The sequence below is a fragment of the Enterococcus sp. genome (genome assembly GCF_032555305.1).
Classification (GTDB): Bacteria; Bacillota; Bacilli; order Lactobacillales; family Enterococcaceae; genus Enterococcus_A.
Genome location: NZ_JAWGOQ010000004.1, coordinates 144,407 through 165,674 on the forward strand (window position 1 = coordinate 144,407; position 21,268 = coordinate 165,674).

A 21,268-nucleotide genomic window follows, 5' to 3' on the forward strand; every position below is an offset into this window, starting at 1 on the left:
TAAAATCCCCCCTTATATCTTCACTTAAGTCAAATCATCAAATACAAATTTTTGGATGGCATGGGCAACACCATCGGCCTGATTCGTTCTAGTTACGAAATTGGCTGCTGATTTTACACCATCAGTCGCATTTTCCATCGCTACACCCATCCCTGCATAATTAATCATGGACAAGTCGTTGGCTTCATCGCCTAACGCCATCATTTCATTCGCTGTGATTCCTAGATGGTCACCTAAAACTGAAAGTCCAAATGCTTTTGTCACACCTTTAGGCATAAACTCTAATAAATTTGGTCGTGTTTTGAATATTTCAAAACGCTCATATTCTTCATTTGGGATCAGCGCCATCTGTTGGTCTAAATAGTCAACGTCAATCGCTGCGACTACCTTATTGTACAATGCGTCAGCTTCTAGCGCATCAATAGTCTTCGAAACATAAGTCAATGCTTTGTTCATTGTGGGATAGATCGAAGGATGGTCTTTCGATGTCATCAGTTGAAAACACAAAGCATCTGACAATACATCCATTGGCAGATTTAACTTCGTCATCAATTGATAAATGTGCCGCACATCTGCTAATTCCATCGCTGTCTTGCCCAAAATCTCACCTGTGTTTGTTTGGATCAAACCACCGTTGAACGTGATCGAGTAATCATCTGCATCAAGCAAGTTCAGCTCTGCCAAATAATCTTTGATCGCAATTAATGGGCGACCAGTACAGATCACGATCTTTACTCCTCGATCCTTTGCTTTTGCCAATATTGCTTTGTTTGTATCAGAAATCGTCTTCGCATCCGTTAACAATGTACCGTCTAAATCAATCGCAATTAACTTTATCATTCTGGCGTCTTTCCTTCCTTCACTCGAAATTTTCCATCTTCTTTTACTTCTTCAAGTCGTACTGAAATAATTTTTGAAATACCAGATTCCTGCATCGTTACTCCATAGAGTACATCCGCTGCCTCCATCGTTCCCTTACGGTGAGTTACTACGATGAACTGTGTATCATTTTGGAAAGCACTTAAATAGCGTCCGAAACGAGCAACATTTGCTTCATCCAAAGCCGCTTCGACTTCATCCAAAACACAGAAAGGTACAGGACGTACTTGAATGATCGAGAATAATAACGCAATCGCCGTCAACGCACGTTCCCCACCGGAAAGCAGTGACAAGCTTTGTAATTTTTTACCTGGCGGCTGTGCCTCGATCTCAATTCCCGTGTTCAATAGATCATCGGGATCTGTCAGAACTAGTTCTGCCCGACCGCCGCCAAACATATTCGGAAAGACGACATTGAATTTTTCGCGAATCGCTTGGAAGGTCGTATAGAAGCGGGTTTTGACTTCATCATCCATCTCATCCATCGTTTCAAACAGCTGCTCTTTCGCCGAAAGCAAGTCATCTCGCTGTGTCGTTAGAAAATCATAGCGTTCTTCGACCTGCTGATACTGTTCGATCGCATTCAGGTTGACTGGTCCGAGGCGCTCGATCGCTTGCTTCAGCCGACTGACTTCAGACTGTGCGACCTGCTGATCAATTTCAGGATCGGCTTGGGCTTCTGCTGCCTCAAAGGTCAGACTATATTCTTCCTGCAAGTAAGCCAATGCGTTATCCAGCTTCAGTTCATAACGATTTTTTTGGACATCCGCCTGCGATTGCCGCGCCAATAATTGCTTTTGCTCCCGATTCGCTTCAGTCAATCCGCTATCTGCCTGATCCACCTGCTGCTGCAAGCTTTGACGGTTTTCTTTCCAAATCGTCAGCTGCTCCTGCAGATGTTCTCGCGCTGTAGCCAATTCCGTCAATCGCTGGTTCAGACTTTCTTCGGATTCTTCATGATCGGAGGAATCACTGGAAAGTGCCAATAATTGGTTTTCCAAGTTTGCAATCTGCTCATTAAGCTCACTGATCTGCTCTTTAAAGCCCTTGGCTTGTCGGTCTAAATAAAGCAGTCGTTCATCTAATACCGCATAATCCGCTTGTAAGCGACTTAATTCAGCATTGATGTTAGCACGTTTTTCTTCCAGCTGATCGCTCTCTTCATTCAACTGTTGAATCTCTTGATTGATCTGATCTTGCTGCGTCTTTAATTCAACCTGTTGAAACTCTAATGTTTCTTTTTGTGCCTGATAATCATTCAAGAAGCTTTCCAGCTCTTTAGCTTCATAAGAAAACAGCGTTTGTTCTTTTTGCAAACGGGTAAATTCCGTATCGACCCGTTCTTCATTGCTTTGAGCTTCCTGATAAGACAAACGCGTTTGCTCACCTTGTGTTCGCAAGGTTTCCAACATTTCCGTTTGTTCGGCAACTTTTTCCTGCAGGTCGCGAACAAGTTTTTCTTTTACTTGCAACGCTTGATTGATTTCCTCATAGCGTTTGGTCCATTCAGCCAGTTCATGTCCTTGATTGAATAAATTCCCGCGATTTCCCTGTTTCGTGGCCCCACCAGTCATTGACCCGCCGGCGTTCATTACATCACCGTCTAAAGAAACCACTCGAACCTGATAACGAACTAGACGGGCAAGCCGATTGGCACTATCCAGATCACGAGCGATCAAAATCGCTCCCAACAGATTCTCCATAACAGGAGCAACATTTTCTGAAAAGGAAACTAAGTCACTAGCAATACCTAAAAATCCGTCTTCATCTTTGATAGCTTGATAATGATGAGCACCTAAGCTACGCGGCTTGATCGTTGTCAACGGCAAAAAAGTCCCACGACCGCTGCGTTGCTTTTTCAAGAAAGTGATCCCTTGGCGCGCATCTTTTTCATTTTCCACGATAATGTGCTGAGCTGAAGCGCCAAGCGCGGTCTCAATCGCCAAGGTATATTCCTGCGGCACCTGAATCAATTCTGCCACCGCACCGACGATCCCGCTCAATTGGTCCTTATGCTGCAAGACACTGCGGACACCTTGGTAAAAGCCGCTGTAATTCTCTTGAATCTCCTGTAAACTTTTCTGACGAGCGCGAGCCTGTTGGACTTGACTCATCATGTCATACATCAACTGCTGCTCTTTTTGCAATTGTTGTTGCGCAGCATTTTTTTCTTCAGCTAAACGGCGATAATTTTCTTGTTCTTCTGTTAATTGTGCCTCAAGTGTTTCTGTCTTGGCTTTGGCAGCTGATTGTTGCGCCGTCAAATTTTCCAGCTGTTCCCTTAAACTTTCAAAGCGTGTCATGCTTTGCTGGTTCTTAGCTGTTTCCTGTGTATATTGACGTTCTAAGTATTTCAATTCATTGCTGACATTCGCCGATTCCTGCATCAGTTCTACATAAGTTCCCCGCAGATCTTCCAGCAATTCCTTCGGCGATTTTTTGTATTTCTCTGCTTCAATTGTCAGCCGTTGAATTTTACCCTCCAACGCAGCTTTTTCTGCTTGTTTGTCTGCTTGCTGTGTTTGAACCTCTCGTAGATTAGCTTGAGCATCAGTATTTTTCCTACGCTGGTCGTTTACCGTTTCTCGATATTCGGCACTGGTCTTTTGCGTATTTTTTGACCTTTCGCTTAATAATGCTTTTTGACCTTCCGCCTGCTTCAGCGCTTCAGATAGTTGTAATAGCTGCTGTTGCCCAGTCTCCAATTGCTCATCCAGCGACCCGCGTTTTTCCCGCAATATTCCTAATTGCTGCTCTGTCTGCTGAATGAATCGGCTCTTTTCTTCCACTGTTTTGGACAGCTCATCAAAATCAGCCTTCGCAGATTCCCAAGAATCGCGCGTTTGCTTGATCTTCGCTACCGTCAAGCTGACATCCGTCGCCGTCAATTCCTTTTTAAGCGCCAAAAACTCCTTGGCTGCTTCGCTTTGAGCAGCTAAAGGAGTCAGCTGATCTTCTAGTTCATAAATAATATCTTGGACACGGCTCAAATTATCTTCCGTCTCAAAAAGCTTCTGCTCAGCTTTACGTTTTCTTTGCTTATATTTTAAGACTCCGGCTGCTTCTTCAAAAATCCCGCGTCGATCCTCTGGTTTGCTGGCGAAGATTGCTTCAACCTTCCCTTGAGAAATGATCGAGAATGATTCTTTTCCTAGGCCGGAATCCATAAATAAATCTTGGATATCCTTCAGACGACAGGCTTTTTTATTAATGAAAAAATCACTCTCACCCGTACGGCGATAGCGTCGTGTCACACTGACTTCACTAAAGCCCAGCGGCAAATAATTATCGGTGTTGTCCAATACTACCGTTACTTCCGCGATATTCAGCTGTTTCCGAGATTCCGAGCCTGCAAAGATAATATCCGGCATCTTGCCGCCTCGTAAACTTTTCGCCGACTGCTCGCCTAGAACCCAGCGAATCGCTTCAGTTATATTACTTTTACCGCTACCGTTTGGTCCAATGACCGCTGTCACGCCTTGCTCAAATTCGATCTTCGTGCGGTCAGCAAAAGACTTGAAACCAGCGATCTCAATTCGTTTTAAATACAAAATGTTCCTCCTAAAAATTTCACCAGGAAATGTAAACTACTTTGCCGCGATTTTAGCCAATGCCTTTTCCGCAGCATCTTGTTCTGCTAATTTCTTTGATTTTCCCTGACCTGAACCTATTAATCGATCATCGGCATACACATCGATTGTAAAGATTCGTTCGTGGGCAGGCCCTTCTTCATTAACTAAACGATAATCGATTGATACATCACCGCTTTTTTGTAAGACCTCCTGCAGACGAGTCTTATGATCCATTTCTCGTGTAAAGACACCCGCTTCGATTTTTGGAAAAACGACGGTCTGGATAAAGCGCAATGCTACATCATAACCTTGATCCAAATATAAGGCGCCCAGGAAAGCCTCGAAAAGATCACACAATAAAGCTGCACGATCACGGCCGCCAGAATTTTCTTCTCCCTTGCCCAGCATAATGTAATGATCAAAACGACATTCTTTCGCAAATTTTGATAAACTTTCTTCTCGTACGATTGCCGAACGCAGACGAGTCAAACGTCCTTCCGGCAAGTTTGGGTAGTGATGATACAAATAGTCCGATACTTGAATTTCTAAGACAGCGTCCCCTAAAAATTCTAACCGTTCATTATCTGAAATATTCATATTACGGTGTTCATTCACATAAGATGAGTGGGTAAACGCCTGTTCTAATAAGTTCACATCGTGGAAGACGATGTCGTAGTTTTCTTTCAATTCATTGACCAACTGTGTATCCATGGGCTCATTCCTTTTTTTGAGATTTCCATCACGCTTTATTATACTGTTTTTTCTATTAATTTTAAATCAGAAGTCGTGATAGTAAGAAATTTTCAAAGAATCATCGAACTTTTTCTCCTCGCTCCAAAAAAATGCTACAGTAGAAAAAACGACCGGAGGAATTTTGATGGAGAAACTATCTGACGCATTAGTGATTATCGATCTACAAAAGGGTGTCTGCTTTGATGGAGAAACGATCGACCATTTCTCCGAGTTGGTTACCCTTGTCAATCATCGGATCGCGCTTTATAGAAGTCAGGAGAAGCCGATACTGTTCATTCAACATCGTGATGAAGACTTAATCCCAAATTCAACAGCGTGGGAACTCATAGATGAACTGGCTCGTGAAGAGCACGATCTCACTGTTCAAAAGACGCATGCAAACTCGTTTTATCAGACCAATCTGCAAGAAATCTTGCAGAAAAAGCAAATCAATAGTCTAGAGATCTGCGGTGCTCAGACACAATATTGCATCGACACGACCGTAAAATTTGCTCACGGATTGGGCTACCAATTGACTATGCTGAAAAATGGTTCCACTACCTATGACAATGATTTTCTTTCAGCCGCTGACACGATTGCTTTTTACGAAAATATTTGGGATAAACGATTCTTACGGCTCATTAAATAAAATCAGAACCATCCAATAACAAAAAAAATTATTTCCGATAGGAGGAGTTTTAATGATCAAAAATATTGTGTTTGATTTAGGAAATGTTTTAGTAGATTTTGATCCAGCGCGTTTCGTTATGGAGAAAACAGAGGATCCCCAACAGCAGATACTACTCATGTCCGAAATTTTCGGCTCTGTGGACTGGCTACGTTTCGACAAAGGGTTAATGAACAGAGCGGAACTTTTAGTTTCAGTAAACTCAAGACTCCCAGAAGAATTACATGCTGTCGCCGAAGATTTACTGGCTACTTGGTATAATGGCCTGAATTCCATTCCACAAATGGCTGAGCTTCCTCAACGACTAAAAGAAAAGGGATTGTCTCTTTATATCCTGTCAAACGCACCAAAAGATTACTATTTATATGAAGATAAAGTACCTAGTCATAATGCTTTTGACGGTATCTTCATCTCCGCAGATTGGAAATTGTCTAAGCCAGAACACGAGATTTTTCGAACCTTTTACAGTCACTTCCGGTTGAATCCGGCTGAATGCTATTTTATTGATGATTCAGCTGCAAATATCTTAGCCGCAGAAGAGACCGGCATGTACGGTTTTCACTTTAAAAGAAACTTTTCAATATTGGAAAAAGAACTGGCTCGACTGGGCCTTTTATAGCCAAAAAAGGTGCATCAGCAGATTGCTGATGCACCTTTTTCTGTTAAGCTTCGTTGTTTTCCATAATGTAATCAACTGCAGCTCCAACTGTTTCAATTTTTTCAGCATCTTCATCAGAAATTTCTGTTCCGAATTCATCTTCCAATTCTAAAACAAATTCCATAATACTGATTGAATCTGCATTTAAGTCGTCTTTGATACTCAATTCAACAGTCACCTTGTCTTTATCAATTTCAAAGTGATTTGAAATTATTTCAGCAACTTTGCTAAATACTTCTTCACGAGTCAACAACATTCACCTCCGCCTGATCTACTAATATTCGTCTATGTTCTACCAGAAGGTCACAGTTCATTTTACTGATGTTTGATTGCTTTGTCTACCTTTTTCGGCAAATTGGCGTGGTTCTTATTCTGCTTTAGGCGCTTCAAAAAACTGGACCAATTGCCCAACCACATTTGTATCCAACATCGTATAGATTTGATCAATCGTGTTTGCTACTGCCTCAGGTCCTGTAGAACCATGTGTTTTAATCACAGGGGCCTTAAGACCGAATAGCACGGCACCACCATGGGAAGAATAGTCCAATTTATCTTTTAGTCCGTACAACGTGTCCTTCAACATTGCCGCACCAAGTTTTCCTTTGACACCTGCGTCATTGATACTACCCTTCAATAAACCCATCAAGCCCATCGCTGTTCCTTCGATCGTTTTTAGAACCGCATTGCCAGTGAAGCCATCTGTTACGACAACATCAGCAGCACCGTTTAGCAGTTCGCGTGCTTCCACATTGCCGATAAAGTTGATGCTTTCTTCCGCCTGCAAAAGTTTGAAGGCTTCTTTCGTCAACTCACTACCTTTAGTTTCTTCTGTCCCATTGTTCAACAGTCCCACGCGGGGATTATCAATCCCACGAACGTGCTTGGCATAGAATGAACCCAAAATCGCATATTGATGAATATGCTCTGGTTTATTTTCTGCATTCGCACCTAGATCCAGCATATCAAATCCTTGATCGCTATTTAAAACAGGCAAGGTCGACATTAGGCCTGGCCGTTCAATCCCTTTGATCCGTCCGACAACAAACAGACCCGCGGCTAATAACGCGCCAGTATTTCCTGCTGAAAAAATCGCATCAGCTTTGCCTTCCTTAACTGCTTGGGCAGCTAGAACCATTGAGGCGTTTTTCTTGCGACGGATCGCCTTTACAGGTTCATCATCACTATTGATTTTTTCATCCGTATGAATGATCGTAATATTTTTTTCGTTCGTCACATATTGGCGAATAGCATCTTCTTTTCCGTATAATTGAAACTCGATCTCTGGGTGATTTTTTTGCGCTAGCATTACACCTTCCACGATCGCTTTTGGTGCAAAATCCCCACCCATTGCGTCTACAGCAATTTTCATGAGAAAAATCTCTCCTTTATAATGAATTCATTTTTCAAGCCGGATCCCCTTTCGCTAATAAAAGGGGCTGGCTGCTCTAATTTTTCTACAGTATAGCACACACTAATCGAAATATGTTTCGCCAGTTTCAGTTGGTTTTAACGATTGAGCTAAGGGGGCAAAGGCCGGTTGATCTCGCCAGTTTTCCACCTGCCAAATTTGATTCGCTTCGTCTCTGGCAACTTCTAAAACATTTGCGTCATTCACTAAATCCGCAATCAAAAATTGCGGCAATCCCGATTGACGGAAACCAAAGACTTCACCAGGACCACGCGATTCCAAATCCTTCTCACTCAACACAAAACCATTGTTGGTTTCAGTCATGATCTTCATGCGCTCTTTACCCATTTCATTTTTCGGACTGGCTACTAAGATACAGTATGACGCATCCGAACCACGACCGACCCGTCCACGCAATTGGTGCAGTTGCGCTAGACCAAAACGATCCGCATCCATGATAAACATCACGGTGGCATTCGGAACATTGACGCCAACTTCGATAACGGTAGTGGAAACCAAAATTTGACTTTGATTGTCTTTGAATTCTTCCATGATCGTTTCTTTTTCAGCGTTCTTCATTTTTCCATGCAAAAGACTAACTTGGTAACTCGGAGCATAGTATTCTTTCAAATGCTCGTAAATCTCGGTCGCATTTTTTACGTCTAGCGCTTCAGACTCCTCGATCAATGGACAGATCACATAGAGCTGATGACCCAACTGTAATTCCTGCTTAGTCCAATCCAATGTATGTTCCAACTGCTTTGGCTTGATCCAACTGGTTTTGACTGGAATCCGACCGGCCGGCATTTGGTCAATAATGGAAACATCCATCTCTCCGTATGCCGTGATTGCCAGTGTCCGCGGAATCGGAGTTGCTGTCATGAAGAGAACATCTGGATGCAATCCTTTTTCCCGCAAAACGCGCCGTTGATTCACTCCGAAACGATGCTGTTCATCGGTGATAACTAGACCAAGATTGGCAAATTGCACATCATCTTGGATCAACGCGTGTGTTCCGATCACAACATCAATCTCACCGTTTTGCAATCCAGCCAAAATCGCGCGTCGCTCTTTGGTCTTGGTAGAACCAGTCAACAATGCTGTTGTGAGTTCCAACGGATCAAACAATTGATTCAAACTCTCTAAATGCTGCTGTGCCAAAATTTCTGTCGGCACCATCAAGGCCCCTTGAAATCCAGCGGTCATCGTGGCGTACAAAGCAATCGCCGCAACGACTGTTTTTCCGCTCCCAACATCGCCCTGCAGTAACCGCTGCATGTGCTTCTTGCTCCGTAAGTCGTAGCAAATTTCATTGGTGACTCGTTTTTGAGCATCGGTTAATTCGAAGGGCAGCTTTTGTGTGAATTGCTTCAAGCGCTCCACATCGTAACGGATTGCGATTCCGTTTTTCTCGCTGCGTTCACTTTTCTTCAAGCCTTGCATCCGCATCTGAAATAGGAAAAACTCTTCAAAAACCACGCGACGTTTAGCTTGCTGGTTTTCTTTCGGATCTTTAGGAAAATGCATCGCCCGCATTGCTTGCTTCCGCGGCATCAAGCGATATTTTTCTAATAAATAATCCGGCAAATTTTCCGTTACCTGATCACCGAATTTTTCAAAGCCGACTTTGATTAAATCGACTAATGTACTTTGGCGGATTGACTTGGTCACATGATAAATCGGCGCATATTCTTCCGTCTGCTTACCGCCAAGAATCTTCATTCCAGTCAGCGATTTGCGCTTGTCATCCCATTTTCCGTAGACCGCCAACTCTTCGCCGACTTCAACTTTGTCTTTTAAATAAGGCTGATTAAAAAAGGAGACCATGAACACCGCGTGATCCTGCATCATTCGAAACTGCAGCCGACTCTTTTTGTAGCCAAAACGACTAACCACTGGCGCCGAAACGATGACCCCTTTTAAGGTAACTTTTTCTTGATCATTAATCTCTAAAAGATTCTTTTCTTGAATGTCTTCGTAACGGAAAGGATAATAGCTTAACAGCTCCTCGATTGTTGCAATTCCTAGTTCAGCTAAGGTTTGTGCTCTTTTAGGACCTACACCAGGCAGCACAGATACAGATTCTTGAATTGTCATAAGCAACCTCCTTCCATTTAAAATACGTTTCTTGTCATTCATATCATTGCACAAAGTATCTTTAACAAGAACTTGTTTAAATCATTGCTTTACCAAACAAATGAGGAGCGAGCCAGATATTCTTGGCTCGCTCCCTCCGACTTGTATAGATTATTCTGCTGAAAGCAAGTATGGGTAGACTGGTTGTTTTCCTTCGTGGATCTCAACTTCCAAGTCTGGATAGCTTGCTTCGATTGCTTCGCTTAATTTTTCAGCTTCGGCTTGCGTACCTTCTTCACCAACGATGATTGTAATGATCTCGATATCGTCACTGATCATTTTGTTCAAGGTATCGAAAGTCGCTTGATATCTATCGGCTTCAGAAAGAACGATCTTCCCATCGACCATACCTAAATAGTCACCTTCGTGAATTTCTACGCCATCGATTGCCGTATCACGGATCGCATTAGTGATTTGTCCACTGACAACAGAGTCTAACATTTCAGTCATTGCTGATTTGTTATCATCCAAACTTTGATCGCCATTGAAGGCTAACATCGCTGTCATACCTTGAGAGACGGTTTTACTTGGTACGACCGCGACAGGGATATCAGCAACTTCCGCCGCCTGATCAGCTGCCATGAAGATATTTTTATTATTCGGTAAAACGATCACTTGATCCGCATTGACCTCTTTGATCGCTTTCAAGATATCTTCTGTACTTGGGTTCATTGTTTGTCCACCGCTGATCACGTAAGACGCTCCAAGACTCTTGAATAATTCTTGCACACCTTCACCCGCTGCAATCGCAATTACTGCGTATGGTTGGTGCTCTACTGGAGCCGCCTCGAAAGCTGCGACTTCTTCATCATGTTCCAAGATTGTTTCATGCTGTTGACGCATATTGTCGACTTTGACCTTGATCAAAGCACCAAATTTTTGGCCATAATTCATGACTTCCCCTGGATGCTCAGTATGCACGTGAACTTTAACGATCTCATCATCGTTGACGACTAGTAATGAATCACCGATACCATCTAAATAGTTGCGGAATGTATCATAGTCAAAGTTGCTGTCAACAGTTGGTCCTTCGCCAAGACGAACCATAATCTCAGTACAATAACCAAACTTGATGTCCGCTGTTGCTAATTGACCTTGAACACTGCGATGATGTTCCGCATTAACCATTTCATCCATTTCAGCTGGACTTGGTTCATACGTGTCATCCGCTTGGAATTCACCATTCAACGCGCTTAAAAAGCCTTCATAAATGAACAATAATCCTTGACCGCCACTATCGACAACGCCGACTTCTTTCAAAACTGGCAGCATGTCTGGTGTTTTATCCAATGCTTTTTTTCCATATTTAACGACTGCTGTCATCACTTCGACCACATCATCCGTTTGTCTAGCTTTGCGTTCGCCGGCTTTCGCTGATTCACGTGCCACTGTCAAAATGGTTCCTTCAACAGGTTTCATAACCGCTTTATAAGCCGTTTCTACTCCGTGAACTAAGGCTTTCGCCAAATCCTCTGCATTTAATGTATCAACATCTAGAATTGCTTTAGAAAAACCGCGGAATAATTGTGACAAGATGACACCAGAGTTTCCGCGCGCACCCATCAACAGGCCTTTCGCCAAAACATTAGCTAATTCGCCGACTTTATCAGAAGCCGAATTGACGACAGCAGTCGCACCGCTGGTCATTGATAAATTCATATTCGTTCCAGTATCGCCATCAGGCACTGGAAAAACGTTTAATGAATTGACATATTCTGCATTGACTTGCAGACGTTTAGCGCCAGCCTCTACCATTTCTTGGAATTGACTCGCGCTGATTTCTGTTACCTTCACTTACTTAGTCCTCCTTAAGAACGCTGCCTGTTAGTCAGGCAGAACACGTACACCTTGAACATAGACATTCACTGAGTTTGCTGTAACCCCAAGCATCGTTTCCAAATTGTATTTCACTTTTTCTTGGACATTGCGCGATACTTCTGAGATTTTCGTGCCGTAGCTGACGATCGTATAGACGTCGACTGCGATCCCGTTCTCTTCTTGACGTACAACGACGCCGCGTGAATAATTTTCTTTTCTTAAAATCTCTGTGATATTGTCTTTGATTTGATTTTTGCTAGCCATACCGACGATACCAAACACGTCAGTAACTGCACCGCCGACAACCGTCGCGATGACTTCGTTTGAAATTTCGATCATACCAGTCTGTGTATTAATTTTCACAGCCATAGTTGTTAGCCTCCTTAAACAGGCCCACTCGCCCATTTTTTCTACTATAATAGTTTATCATAGCCCTATGACAAATAAAAGAAAGTTCCATTGCGATTCGCTGATAGGGCGCTCCCTGAATGCCGCAAACTTCAGTCAACTTTCCTGCATCAAAACTTTTGTTAAAAAATTTTACGCTAACCGAGTATAATTTACCTGCAAATCCTTAGAATGTCAATCTTTCTAAAAAAATTAACTTGCCAATCTTGTCAATTTGTGCTATTTTATTTTAGTATGAGCCAAAGAAGCGCTCCAATATCAAGGCTAAAGGAGGAAACTACACATGGCAAAAGTTTGCTATTTTACTGGTCGTAAAACAAGAAGTGCAAATAACCGTTCTCACGCTATGAACGCTACAAAACGTACTGTAAAACCTAATTTACAAAAAGTTCGCGTTTTAGTGGACGGAAAACCTAAAAAAGTTTGGGTCTCAACTCGTGCTTTGAAATCTGGAAAAGTTGAGCGCGTTTAGTATTATCCAATCAAACAACATCAAACCGTTCGATTACGAGCGGTTTTTTCTTTTGTCTTTTTCCCCCGCATATCAAATTTCATTTACACCAAACGGACAAACAGTTTTTCCTTATACTTATCACAGAACAACCGTAACGATTCTTCATTTATAATCAACTATTCTCACTTTTAAATTCTTAGCTCGGGTTTCACACCTCTTTCACATTATTTTCGTTACTTATATGGTAAAATTTGAATAGTCTGTTGAAAGAAGTTTGGTGATTTTTATATGAAGAACTATCTTAAAGAAAACCGTTGGTATTTATTGGCCAGCTTTTTCCTGCCGTTTTTACTAATGGTAATCGTTTATTTAACGATCGGTATTTATCCAGGATCAAGTCGTAGTGTTTTAGCCAGTGATGCCTTCTCGCAGTTTTCAAATTTCCACGCAAGTTTTCGCAATATGCTTTTAGGTAAGCAAGGCTTTTTATATAACTGGAATGCCTCCATGGGTCTGAATTATCTATCATTAGTATCTTATTATTTAGGCGGCTTTTTTACACCACTGGTGATTTTCTTCCCAAATCAGCTGATGCCTGATGCCTTATACTTCTTGACCCTGTTAAAGATCGGTTCAGCAGGATTGGCGTTTTGGTTCTATGCAAAGGGCAGCTTCAAACTGCCTAATTGGTCGCGCGTAGCATTAAGCGTTACTTATGCTTTAATGTCCTTCGCTATTGCTCATTCTGAGATCATCATGTGGCTGGACGCGTTTGTCTATCTGCCTTTGATTATCTGGGGCATCAACCGCGTGATGGATCAGAAAAAACCGACTGTCCTGTTTGTTTCCTATTTAATGCTGTTTCTGACCAGTTTTTATATGGGCTTCATGATCGGTGTTTTCTCGGTCTTATACTTTATCGCACGCCTGATCACAAATTGGAAAGTCTATAAAAAGAGTATCATTCCTTATGGTTTCACCTCATTATTAGCCGGTTTTGCTTCGATGATTATGATTTTGCCATCAATCCTTGATTTACGGGCAAATGGTGAAGAGCTATCGACCATTTCTACGTTTAGAACTGAAGCGACTAATTGGTGGGATTTTATCGCGAAAAACTTGATTGGTTCGTATGATACGACAAAATACGGTTCGATCCCATTTATTTATATTGGACTTTTACCATTAGCTTTCTGTCTCTTTTTCTTCATCTGTAAAAAGATTCCTTGGAAAAATAAAATTGCTTATGGCGCGGTTGCCGCGATTTTGGTCGCAAGCTTTTATATCCAGCCTATGAATTTGTTCTGGCATGGAATGCACGCACCTAACATGTTCTTGTTCCGCTATGCTTATTTACTTTCATTTTTAGTGATTACATTGGCTGCTTGGGGTTGGGAAAAATTAGATCGTGAGAATACTTTACAATTGGTCGCTGCCTGTCTGATGCTGATCGCACTCTTCGCGATTTTCTGGGGGATGAAGGGCAAAGACTATGATTATCTTAAAAATATCTCGTTGTATATTACACTTGGTTTTTTAGCTGTTTATGCACTAATCTTTACGGCACATCACTTCAACAAAATTCCGTTGAAAGTACTCAGCATTTTGCTTCTGCTTTTGATGTCTTCAGAAGCCTTTATCAATAGTAGTTTTATGACACGTGGCATTTTGAAGGATTGGAACTATGCTTCTCGTAGTCTTTATACCGAACCATATCCGTCAATCAAGTCTTTAGTGGATGAAACGAAAAATGAAAATAGTAGCTTTTATCGAATGGAAAATCTTGATCCCGTTTCTTCTAATGATGCCTTTAATTATGGCTATAGCGGCGTCAGCATGTTTTCTTCGATCCGTAATCGGCATTCTTCCGGTTATATGGATCAATTAGGGTTTCGTTCACGAGGAACTAGTCTGAATATCCGTTATCAGAACAACACCCTGCTGGCGGATGCCTTCACAGGGATCAAATACAATATTGCTAAGGCCAAGAACTTAAATAAATACGGCTTTACAAAAACAAAGAGCGTTGGCGAGTACAATCTTTTCGAGAATAATTATGCTCTGCCATTAGCTTTTACCGCACCACAAAGCATCGATAAGCTGCAGCCTTCACCAAACGACAATTTGGGTACGCAGACGCAACTATTCAATGCCTTGTCGCAGGAACAGTTTCAATACTTCCAATTTCTACCGATCACACAAATAGATACAAAAAATGCCAACGTCACTAATGCTGGCAATATCACGACCATTACCGAAAAACAAGGAAACGTTGCAAAAGACGTTACTTGGAAGGTTCAGGTTCCAGCGAATACACAGGCTTACTTAAGTCTCTATCCTTACGACTTTGCTGAATTAGAAAGCTCGACAGCAACGGTCACAACTAACGGACAAACACGGCAGGCTCAAATCGGGATTAGTGGTCAGTATTACGACTTAGGCTACTATCAAGAGCCAACGATGGTTACCTTTACTGCCAGCTTCTATGGTACAAAATCTATTAGCTTCCAAAATCCGCAAGTATTAGCTTTGGATACGGTAGCCTATCGCCTAGCCGTAGATAAGATCAAGGACAACGGTGTGGATATGAAAGTTGGCAAGCACAGCGCAGAAGGAACGGTCAATGCTAAAGAAGCACAAACATTGATCACGACAATCCCTTACGATGAAGGCTGGACGGCCAAAATCGATGGAAAGAAAGTCGACACGAAAGCCTTCCAAAACGCCTTTGTCAGCATCCATGTACCAAAAGGCAAGCACAAAGTAACCTTCAGTTATATGCCGAAAGGATTTATCGCCGGTGCCATCTCTTTCGTAGTCGCCATCGGAATGTTTATCCTTTATCTGCGAATGCTGAAACCGAAAAAAATACATCAGCACTAAAAAAGGTTCTTCGTCAACATGTGTCGACGGAGAACCTTTTTTAATACTTTACTTCGGCCAAATAAAGCCCTTCTGGATGAGCGGTTGGTCCCGCAGCATTACGATCCTCCGCTTCAATGATAGTGGGAATACTATCTGCTGGAATACGTCCATTGCCAATTTTCAACAATGTTCCAACTAAGATCCGAATCATCTTATATAAGAAACCATTGCCACGAAAAATGAAGGTCAACTCTGTCCCAGCGTCATTTACTTCCAGGTCCGCCTGATAGATCGTCCGAACCTTATCTTCGATCGAACCGCCAGTTGCACAAAAGGACGTGAAATCATGAGTTCCTAGCAGATCCGGCAAAGCCTGACGGATCAAATCCAAGTCTAATGGATAAGGATAATAAGCGGCATAGTATCGACGAAAAGGACTGCGTGGTTTAGCAATCTGAACCTTAAAATGATAGGTCTTCTCGGTTACATGATAGCGCGCATGAAACTCATCATCCACAATTTCAACGGAAGAGACCGCGATATCCTCTGGTGTCTGTGTATCTAAGGCAAAACGCATCCGTTCCAATGGTCGTTCTTGGGGATAATCGAAGTGGATCACCTGACCAATCGCATGAACCCCTGCATCTGTCCGTCCAGAACCAAAAATCGTTACCGGAGATCCATTGTTCATTTTTTGCAGCGTCTTCTCGACTTCCTCCTGTACCGTACGACCATTCGGCTGCCGTTGAAAACCATTAAAATTTGTACCGTCATAAGCAATCACTGCCTTGTATCTAACCATCGTTTCGCTCCTCAAAAAATAAATTCTAGTCATTATACCAGCTTTTTATTCGGAATCCAACGCGCTTAGATCCGCTGCCTGATATTTATTACTCCCTGGCTGTGCCTTTTTATACTTCCAACAGGCGATAGCCTCTTGTAAAGAGCGTCCTTGATTGTCAGCAAAAAAATCACGAACATAAGTATTGTACTCAAATTGCGAATCAATTTTTTTCGACTTCTGGGCGGCAATTTCAGGATAGATTGCAATTGCTTCGCGATACGTTTTTCCAGCATTCACTTTCAGCCAGTTCTGAAAAGCAACTTTAAAAGTAAATGAATCTCCCAATTCCTGTTTGAAAAAAGCACGATGGACTTCTGAAAAAACAATATTCTCCTCGATTATGCTTTCTGAAGTCAATTCCTCAGTCCGAAGGGTTCTTTTCTTTTTCGTCGGTTTTACTAATTTTTCACCTGTTCGCAAAAAATGTTCAATTCGTTCATTTAGTTCAGCTTTACTTCCTGATTTAGCTAACCCCTGCTCCTGGCAAAAAGCTTGCAGTTCTTCCTTCAAGTAATAGTACTCTCTAAATGTTTCTGGTCTCAATCCAACATCTAAATCCGGTCGCTTCTCCGTCATTTTTCATCCTCCACTTAGTTACTCCATTTATCCTATCATAAGCACCAGCGACAGACGCACTCTTTTTTGAACTATTCAAAAATACAAAAAAGTAGACATCATCCAAACAAATGAATGGTGTCTACAATCTCTAACTTCTTAAAAAGACTAAAATAATGGTTGCAACAGCAAAAACACCAATGACGATCGTATCTCGTGATGCCCATTGTAATTTACGGTACTTACTACGTCCTTCACCACCACGATATCCGCGAGCTTCCATAGCTGTTGCTAAGTCTTCTGCACGGTTAAAACTGCTGACAAATAGCGGAATCAACAATGGGACAATCGCTTTGACCTTTTGAATCAAGTTACCATCATTAAAATCGACCCCACGAGCACGTTGAGCATTCATGATTTTTTCCGTTTCATCCATCAAAGTCGGTACAAACCGTAAAGCAATTGATAACATCAAAGCAATTTCATGTACAGGCAAATGAAATTTTTTCAACGGATTCAATAATGATTCAATCGCATCAGACATCGATAAAGGTGGTGTCGTCAATGTCAACAACGTCGACATGAAAATGATCAAGACAAAACGACAAAAGATAAATAAGCCGTTCTGGATCCCATAAGATGAAAGGCTGAATACGCCCCATGACCAATATAAAGTCCCGCCACGGGTAAACAGCATCTGCAATGCCACCGTAAAAATGATCAGCCAGATCAGCGGTCTGACACCTTTCAAGAAAAAATTCAAATTAATCTTAGATAAAAATACGGCGAATAGAGTAAAGACGCCTAAAAACAAATAGCTCTGCCAGTTATTCGCCAAAAAGATGATTCCAATAAAATAGAAACTAGCGACTAATTTTGCCCGCGGATCTAAGCGATGGATCAAAGAATCGCCTGGAATATAACGACCAAAAATCAATTTATTCATCATGGGCAGGACCTCCCGCAAACTTTACGATCCAGTCCGCCAACTCAATTTCTGTTAATGGCAGTTCGTCAAAGGTTGCCCCGCGAGCCTGCATTCTCTCAGCAAAAGCAGTTGCTTGCGGTACACCTAATTGCTTCTCTTTCAACCAGGCAACATCTTCAAATACAAACTGCGGCTCACCACGCTTCACCACGCGCCCTTTTTCCAAGACATAAACATAATCAGCAAAATTCGCTACATCATCCATTAAGTGAGTGACTAGAACAATCGTCATGTTTTTTTCTTGATGCAGACGCCAAAACATTTCCATCATTTCTTTACGACCCAGCGGATCTAAGCCCGCTGTTGGCTCGTCTAAGACCAAAATTTCTGGTTCCATAGCCAAGACCCCAGCAATCGCTACACGACGCATTTGCCCTCCTGAGAGCTCAAATGGTGAACGCTCCAGGTATTCCTCATCCATTCCCACTAATTTCAAGTTCTCTTTTGCTAAAAGCTGTGCATCTTCATCACTGACACCAAAATTCTTTGGACCAAATGCAATATCTTTCGCAACCGTTTCTTCAAATAATTGAGCTTCAGGAAATTGAAAGACAATCCCGACCTTTTTACGAACCGGTTTTAAATTTTTGTTATCTGTCATTGGTGTGATGGTTCGATCACCGATCACGACTTGCCCATCAGTTGGCTTCAACAAAGCATTCAAATGCTGCAATAAAGTCGATTTACCACTACCGGTATGTCCCACCAAAGCGGTATAAGAACCTTCCTTAATATTTAAATCAATATCGTAAAGTGCTCGTTGCTCAAAGGGAGTATTCGGTTGATAAACGTAGCTTACTTTTTCAAAACGGATGTCCATAACCAGTCCATCATCCCTTCCTCATCCAAATAGTTCGCCGGCACATTCACACCGCGAGCTTTTAATGCCGATTTTAATTTCTCAGGAAATGGCAAATCCAACCCCAGAGAAACTAACTCTGGACCAGCAGAAAAAATTTCATCTGGCGTTCCTTCTTGATACAGTTTGCCGTCTCTCATCACCAAGATTCGATTTGCACTGGCTGCTTCATCGATATCATGGGTGATTGAAATAACAGTCAAATCGCTTTCTTCTTTGATTTTATTGATTGTCGCGATCACATCATCACGACCTTCAGGGTCCAGCATACTGGTCGCCTCATCTAAAATGATAATATCTGGGCGCAAAGCAACCACACCCGCAATCGCTACCCGCTGTTTTTGTCCACCAGACAAACGAGCAGGCTCGCGAGTTGCGAAGTCCTGCATTTTGACTTTTTCCAAAGCATCTTTGACACGATGCTGCATTTCACTGCGTTCGATTCCTTGATTCTCCAAACCAAAGGCCACATCATCTTCCACTGTCGCTCCGACGAACTGGTTATCAGGATTTTGAAAAACCATTCCAACCATTCGACGAATGTCCCAGACAGTTTCCTCAGATAATTCCATCCCGCCTACTGTAACAGTTCCATTTTGCGGCAAATGAAGACCATTGATCGCTTTTGCTAACGTTGATTTTCCGGAGCCATTATGACCGACGATGGCGATCCATTCTCCTTTTTGAATCGAAAAGCTCACATCTTTTAAAGCTGGTGCTGCTTCTTCTTGATAACTAAATTCAATTTGATTGATTTCAATAATTGGCTTCATGGTTACACCTTTCCGCTTCCTTGCAAATATGTACTAAGACTAGCAAAAAAGCTTCACTTTATCAATCCTTGATACTCAATAAAATGCTTTTGTATACCTATCTGTCTTGACAGTATTTTTGGGTATAAAAAAACACTTTATGATGAGTGCCGGCTTCCCAGACAATCTGGGAAGCGGCGCTGAGCTAGACTCGGAGAAAATCTCCAACATCATAACACTCTAAAAGAATCATCTATAAAGTGAAGAGTGATTATTATACAAGTTCTAAAACGACCATAGGGGCGTTGTCGCCGCGACGAGGTTCAGTTTTCAAGATACGAGTGTATCCACCTTGACGTTCAGCATAACGAGGAGCGATGTCATTGAATAATTTTTGTAATGCAGATTCAACAACAACTTTCTCATTTTCTTCGCGAACATCAGCGACTTCATTACGTACAAAGCTAGCAGCTTGGCGACGTGCATGAAGATCCCCGCGTTTTCCTAAGGTAATCATCTTTTCAGCAGTTGAACGAACTTCTTTCGCACGAGCTTCAGTCGTTACGATACGTTCGTTGATAATTAAGTCAGTTGTTAAGTCACGCAACATTGCCTTACGTTGGCTAGATGTGCGTCCTAATTTACGGTAACTCACGTAGGTTTCCCTCCTTTGTCAACAATATTAATCGTCTTTACGTAGTCCTAAGCCAAGATCATGTAATTTAGCTTTCACTTCTTCAAGTGATTTACGACCTAAATTACGTACTTTGATCATTTCAGGTTCAGACTTATTCGTTAATTCTTGAACCGTATTAATTCCGGCACGTTTCAAGCAATTGTACGAACGTACAGACAAGTCTAGTTCTTCGATGGTCATTTCCAACATTTTTTCTTTTTGAGTTTCTTCTTTTTCTACCATGATTTCAGCATTTTTCGCTTCATCAGTAAGATTTACAAAAATATCTAAATGTTCAGTCAAAATTTTCGCCGCAAGACTCAATGCTTCTTGAGCAATGATCGATCCGTCAGTCCAAATTTCCATCGTTAATTTATCGAAGTCATCACGACGACCAACACGAGTGTTTTCAACTTGGTAGTTTACTTTGCGTACTGGTGTATAGATAGAATCGACTGGAAGGACACCGATTGGCATATCTTCCTTTTTGTTTTCGTCTGCTTGAACATAGCCTCGACCAGGTTTTACTGTTAGGCGAGCATGGAATGTCGCACCTTCAGCAACAGTACAAATGTACATATCTTTATTCAAGATTTCAACGTCGCTGTCAACGATAATATCGCCGGCAGTTACCGTAGCTGGTCCAGTAATATCGATCTCAAGGGTTTTTTCTTCTTCCGCGAATAATTTCAACGCTAAACCTTTGATATTCAAGATGATTTGTACAACGTCTTCTCTTACACCTTTGATGGTTGAAAATTCGTGTAACACCCCATCGATTTGAATATTAGTAATGGCAGCGCCCGGTAAAGAAGAAAGTAGAATACGACGTAGAGAATTACCTAAAGTAGTTCCATAACCTCTTTCCAAAGGTTCGACAACGAACTTGCCATAATCTCTGTCTTCATCAATTTTTGTGATTCTTGGTTTTTCGAATTCAATCATTCTTGTCTTTTACCCCTTTCAAAACGAAAAG

Annotated in this window: 19 protein-coding genes; 4 read left to right on the top strand and 15 right to left on the bottom strand. The window is 41.9% G+C overall.

Annotation, left to right across the window (positions count from 1 at the left end; all coding sequences use genetic code 11):
* Positions 1-24: 24 nt before the first annotated feature.
* From E6139_RS04940 to rnc, 3 genes are read right to left on the bottom strand one after another with little or no spacing between them, the layout of a single operon-like run.
* The gene (locus E6139_RS04940; RefSeq protein ID WP_316401948.1) at positions 25-840 is read right to left on the bottom strand and encodes a Cof-type HAD-IIB family hydrolase; all 816 of its coding nucleotides are present in this window, start codon (positions 838-840) and stop codon (positions 25-27) included.
* The gene (smc, locus tag E6139_RS04945) at positions 837-4,430 is read right to left on the bottom strand and encodes a chromosome segregation protein SMC (RefSeq protein WP_316401949.1); all 3,594 of its coding nucleotides are present in this window, start codon (positions 4,428-4,430) and stop codon (positions 837-839) included. The genes E6139_RS04940 and smc overlap by 4 nt, the downstream gene beginning before the upstream one ends.
* A gap of 36 nt (positions 4,431-4,466) precedes the next feature.
* Positions 4,467-5,162 carry a ribonuclease III gene (rnc, locus tag E6139_RS04950; protein ID WP_316401950.1) on the bottom strand — a complete coding sequence of 232 codons (696 nt, stop codon included), beginning with the start codon at positions 5,160-5,162 and terminating at the stop codon, positions 4,467-4,469.
* Between the two features lie 166 nt (positions 5,163-5,328).
* Between rnc and E6139_RS04955 the strand changes: the two genes are divergently transcribed.
* Complete coding sequence (locus E6139_RS04955; RefSeq protein ID WP_316401951.1) at positions 5,329-5,832, top strand: cysteine hydrolase family protein; 504 nt, start codon at positions 5,329-5,331, stop codon at positions 5,830-5,832.
* A gap of 52 nt (positions 5,833-5,884) precedes the next feature.
* Positions 5,885-6,490 carry an HAD family phosphatase gene (locus E6139_RS04960; protein WP_316401952.1) on the top strand — a complete coding sequence of 202 codons (606 nt, stop codon included), beginning with the start codon at positions 5,885-5,887 and terminating at the stop codon, positions 6,488-6,490.
* A 43-nt stretch (positions 6,491-6,533) separates the two neighbouring features.
* On the opposite strand, the gene acpP is transcribed toward E6139_RS04960, so the two are convergent.
* From acpP to E6139_RS04985, 5 genes are all read right to left on the bottom strand, one after another.
* On the bottom strand, positions 6,534-6,779 hold the full coding sequence (gene acpP, locus E6139_RS04965) for an acyl carrier protein (protein ID WP_316401953.1): 246 nt from the start codon (positions 6,777-6,779) through the stop codon (positions 6,534-6,536).
* A 117-nt stretch (positions 6,780-6,896) separates the two neighbouring features.
* Positions 6,897-7,898: a phosphate acyltransferase PlsX gene (gene plsX / locus E6139_RS04970; RefSeq protein WP_316401954.1), complete on the bottom strand. Its 1,002-nt coding sequence runs from the start codon at positions 7,896-7,898 to the stop codon at positions 6,897-6,899.
* A 102-nt stretch (positions 7,899-8,000) separates the two neighbouring features.
* Positions 8,001-10,034, bottom strand: coding sequence for an ATP-dependent DNA helicase RecG (recG, locus tag E6139_RS04975; RefSeq protein WP_316401955.1), 2,034 nt, complete (start codon positions 10,032-10,034; stop codon positions 8,001-8,003).
* Between the two features lie 150 nt (positions 10,035-10,184).
* Positions 10,185-11,867: a DAK2 domain-containing protein gene (locus tag E6139_RS04980; protein ID WP_316401956.1), complete on the bottom strand. Its 1,683-nt coding sequence runs from the start codon at positions 11,865-11,867 to the stop codon at positions 10,185-10,187.
* Between the two features lie 30 nt (positions 11,868-11,897).
* Positions 11,898-12,260, bottom strand: coding sequence for an Asp23/Gls24 family envelope stress response protein (locus E6139_RS04985; protein ID WP_316401957.1), 363 nt, complete (start codon positions 12,258-12,260; stop codon positions 11,898-11,900).
* Between the two features lie 322 nt (positions 12,261-12,582).
* Between E6139_RS04985 and rpmB the strand changes: the two genes are divergently transcribed.
* Together rpmB and E6139_RS04995 are read left to right on the top strand one after the other, a co-directional pair.
* On the top strand, positions 12,583-12,771 hold the full coding sequence (rpmB, locus tag E6139_RS04990) for a 50S ribosomal protein L28 (protein WP_010747188.1): 189 nt from the start codon (positions 12,583-12,585) through the stop codon (positions 12,769-12,771).
* A gap of 270 nt (positions 12,772-13,041) precedes the next feature.
* Positions 13,042-15,636: a YfhO family protein gene (locus tag E6139_RS04995; protein WP_316401958.1), complete on the top strand. Its 2,595-nt coding sequence runs from the start codon at positions 13,042-13,044 to the stop codon at positions 15,634-15,636.
* 40 nt (positions 15,637-15,676) lie between these two features.
* Here the strand turns inward: E6139_RS04995 and truA are convergent, their stop codons facing one another.
* The 7 genes from truA to E6139_RS05030 all read right to left on the bottom strand — a co-directional run bounded on the left by truA (position 15,677) and on the right by E6139_RS05030 (position 21,237).
* Positions 15,677-16,420, bottom strand: a complete 744-nt coding sequence (gene truA, locus E6139_RS05000; protein ID WP_316401959.1) for a tRNA pseudouridine(38-40) synthase TruA — start codon at positions 16,418-16,420, stop codon at positions 15,677-15,679.
* A 45-nt stretch (positions 16,421-16,465) separates the two neighbouring features.
* Entirely contained in the window at positions 16,466-17,038 is a 573-nt protein-coding gene (locus E6139_RS05005) for a DUF6434 domain-containing protein (RefSeq protein ID WP_316401960.1), read from the bottom strand.
* A 130-nt stretch (positions 17,039-17,168) separates the two neighbouring features.
* Positions 17,169-17,966, bottom strand: a complete 798-nt coding sequence (locus E6139_RS05010) for an energy-coupling factor transporter transmembrane component T (protein WP_316401961.1) — start codon at positions 17,964-17,966, stop codon at positions 17,169-17,171.
* Positions 17,956-18,825: an energy-coupling factor ABC transporter ATP-binding protein gene (locus E6139_RS05015; protein WP_316401962.1), complete on the bottom strand. Its 870-nt coding sequence runs from the start codon at positions 18,823-18,825 to the stop codon at positions 17,956-17,958. The genes E6139_RS05010 and E6139_RS05015 overlap by 11 nt, the downstream gene beginning before the upstream one ends.
* Complete coding sequence (locus tag E6139_RS05020) at positions 18,801-19,637, bottom strand: energy-coupling factor ABC transporter ATP-binding protein (RefSeq protein ID WP_316401963.1); 837 nt, start codon at positions 19,635-19,637, stop codon at positions 18,801-18,803. Before E6139_RS05020 ends, E6139_RS05015 begins: the two co-directional genes overlap by 25 nt.
* Before the next feature lie 253 nt (positions 19,638-19,890).
* Positions 19,891-20,271 carry a 50S ribosomal protein L17 gene (gene rplQ / locus E6139_RS05025; RefSeq protein ID WP_316401964.1) on the bottom strand — a complete coding sequence of 127 codons (381 nt, stop codon included), beginning with the start codon at positions 20,269-20,271 and terminating at the stop codon, positions 19,891-19,893.
* A gap of 27 nt (positions 20,272-20,298) precedes the next feature.
* Positions 20,299-21,237 (bottom strand): DNA-directed RNA polymerase subunit alpha, encoded by a 939-nt coding sequence (locus E6139_RS05030; protein ID WP_010747196.1) that lies wholly within the window; start codon positions 21,235-21,237, stop codon positions 20,299-20,301.
* Positions 21,238-21,268: the final 31 nt, after the last annotated feature.

What these genes read in the sequence shown, in the direction of transcription:
- E6139_RS04985 (WP_316401957.1), bottom strand. Translation starts at nt 12,260, where the DNA reads ATGGCTGTGAAAATTAATACACAGACTGGTATGATCGAAATTTCAAAC.
- recG (WP_316401955.1), bottom strand. Translation starts at nt 10,034, where the DNA reads ATGACAATTCAAGAATCTGTATCTGTGCTGCCTGGTGTAGGTCCTAAA.
- E6139_RS05030 (WP_010747196.1), bottom strand. Translation starts at nt 21,237, where the DNA reads ATGATTGAATTCGAAAAACCAAGAATCACAAAAATTGATGAAGACAGA.
- E6139_RS05020 (WP_316401963.1), bottom strand. Translation starts at nt 19,637, where the DNA reads ATGAAGCCAATTATTGAAATCAATCAAATTGAATTTAGTTATCAAGAA.
- E6139_RS04940 (WP_316401948.1), bottom strand. Translation starts at nt 840, where the DNA reads ATGATAAAGTTAATTGCGATTGATTTAGACGGTACATTGTTAACGGAT.
- E6139_RS05015 (WP_316401962.1), bottom strand. Translation starts at nt 18,825, where the DNA reads ATGGACATCCGTTTTGAAAAAGTAAGCTACGTTTATCAACCGAATACT.
- rnc (WP_316401950.1), bottom strand. Translation starts at nt 5,162, where the DNA reads ATGGATACACAGTTGGTCAATGAATTGAAAGAAAACTACGACATCGTC.
- E6139_RS05005 (WP_316401960.1), bottom strand. Translation starts at nt 17,038, where the DNA reads ATGACGGAGAAGCGACCGGATTTAGATGTTGGATTGAGACCAGAAACA.
- rpmB (WP_010747188.1), top strand. Translation starts at nt 12,583, where the DNA reads ATGGCAAAAGTTTGCTATTTTACTGGTCGTAAAACAAGAAGTGCAAAT.
- truA (WP_316401959.1), bottom strand. Translation starts at nt 16,420, where the DNA reads ATGGTTAGATACAAGGCAGTGATTGCTTATGACGGTACAAATTTTAAT.
- E6139_RS05010 (WP_316401961.1), bottom strand. Translation starts at nt 17,966, where the DNA reads ATGATGAATAAATTGATTTTTGGTCGTTATATTCCAGGCGATTCTTTG.
- E6139_RS04955 (WP_316401951.1), top strand. Translation starts at nt 5,329, where the DNA reads ATGGAGAAACTATCTGACGCATTAGTGATTATCGATCTACAAAAGGGT.
- E6139_RS04995 (WP_316401958.1), top strand. Translation starts at nt 13,042, where the DNA reads ATGAAGAACTATCTTAAAGAAAACCGTTGGTATTTATTGGCCAGCTTT.
- plsX (WP_316401954.1), bottom strand. Translation starts at nt 7,898, where the DNA reads ATGAAAATTGCTGTAGACGCAATGGGTGGGGATTTTGCACCAAAAGCG.
- E6139_RS04960 (WP_316401952.1), top strand. Translation starts at nt 5,885, where the DNA reads ATGATCAAAAATATTGTGTTTGATTTAGGAAATGTTTTAGTAGATTTT.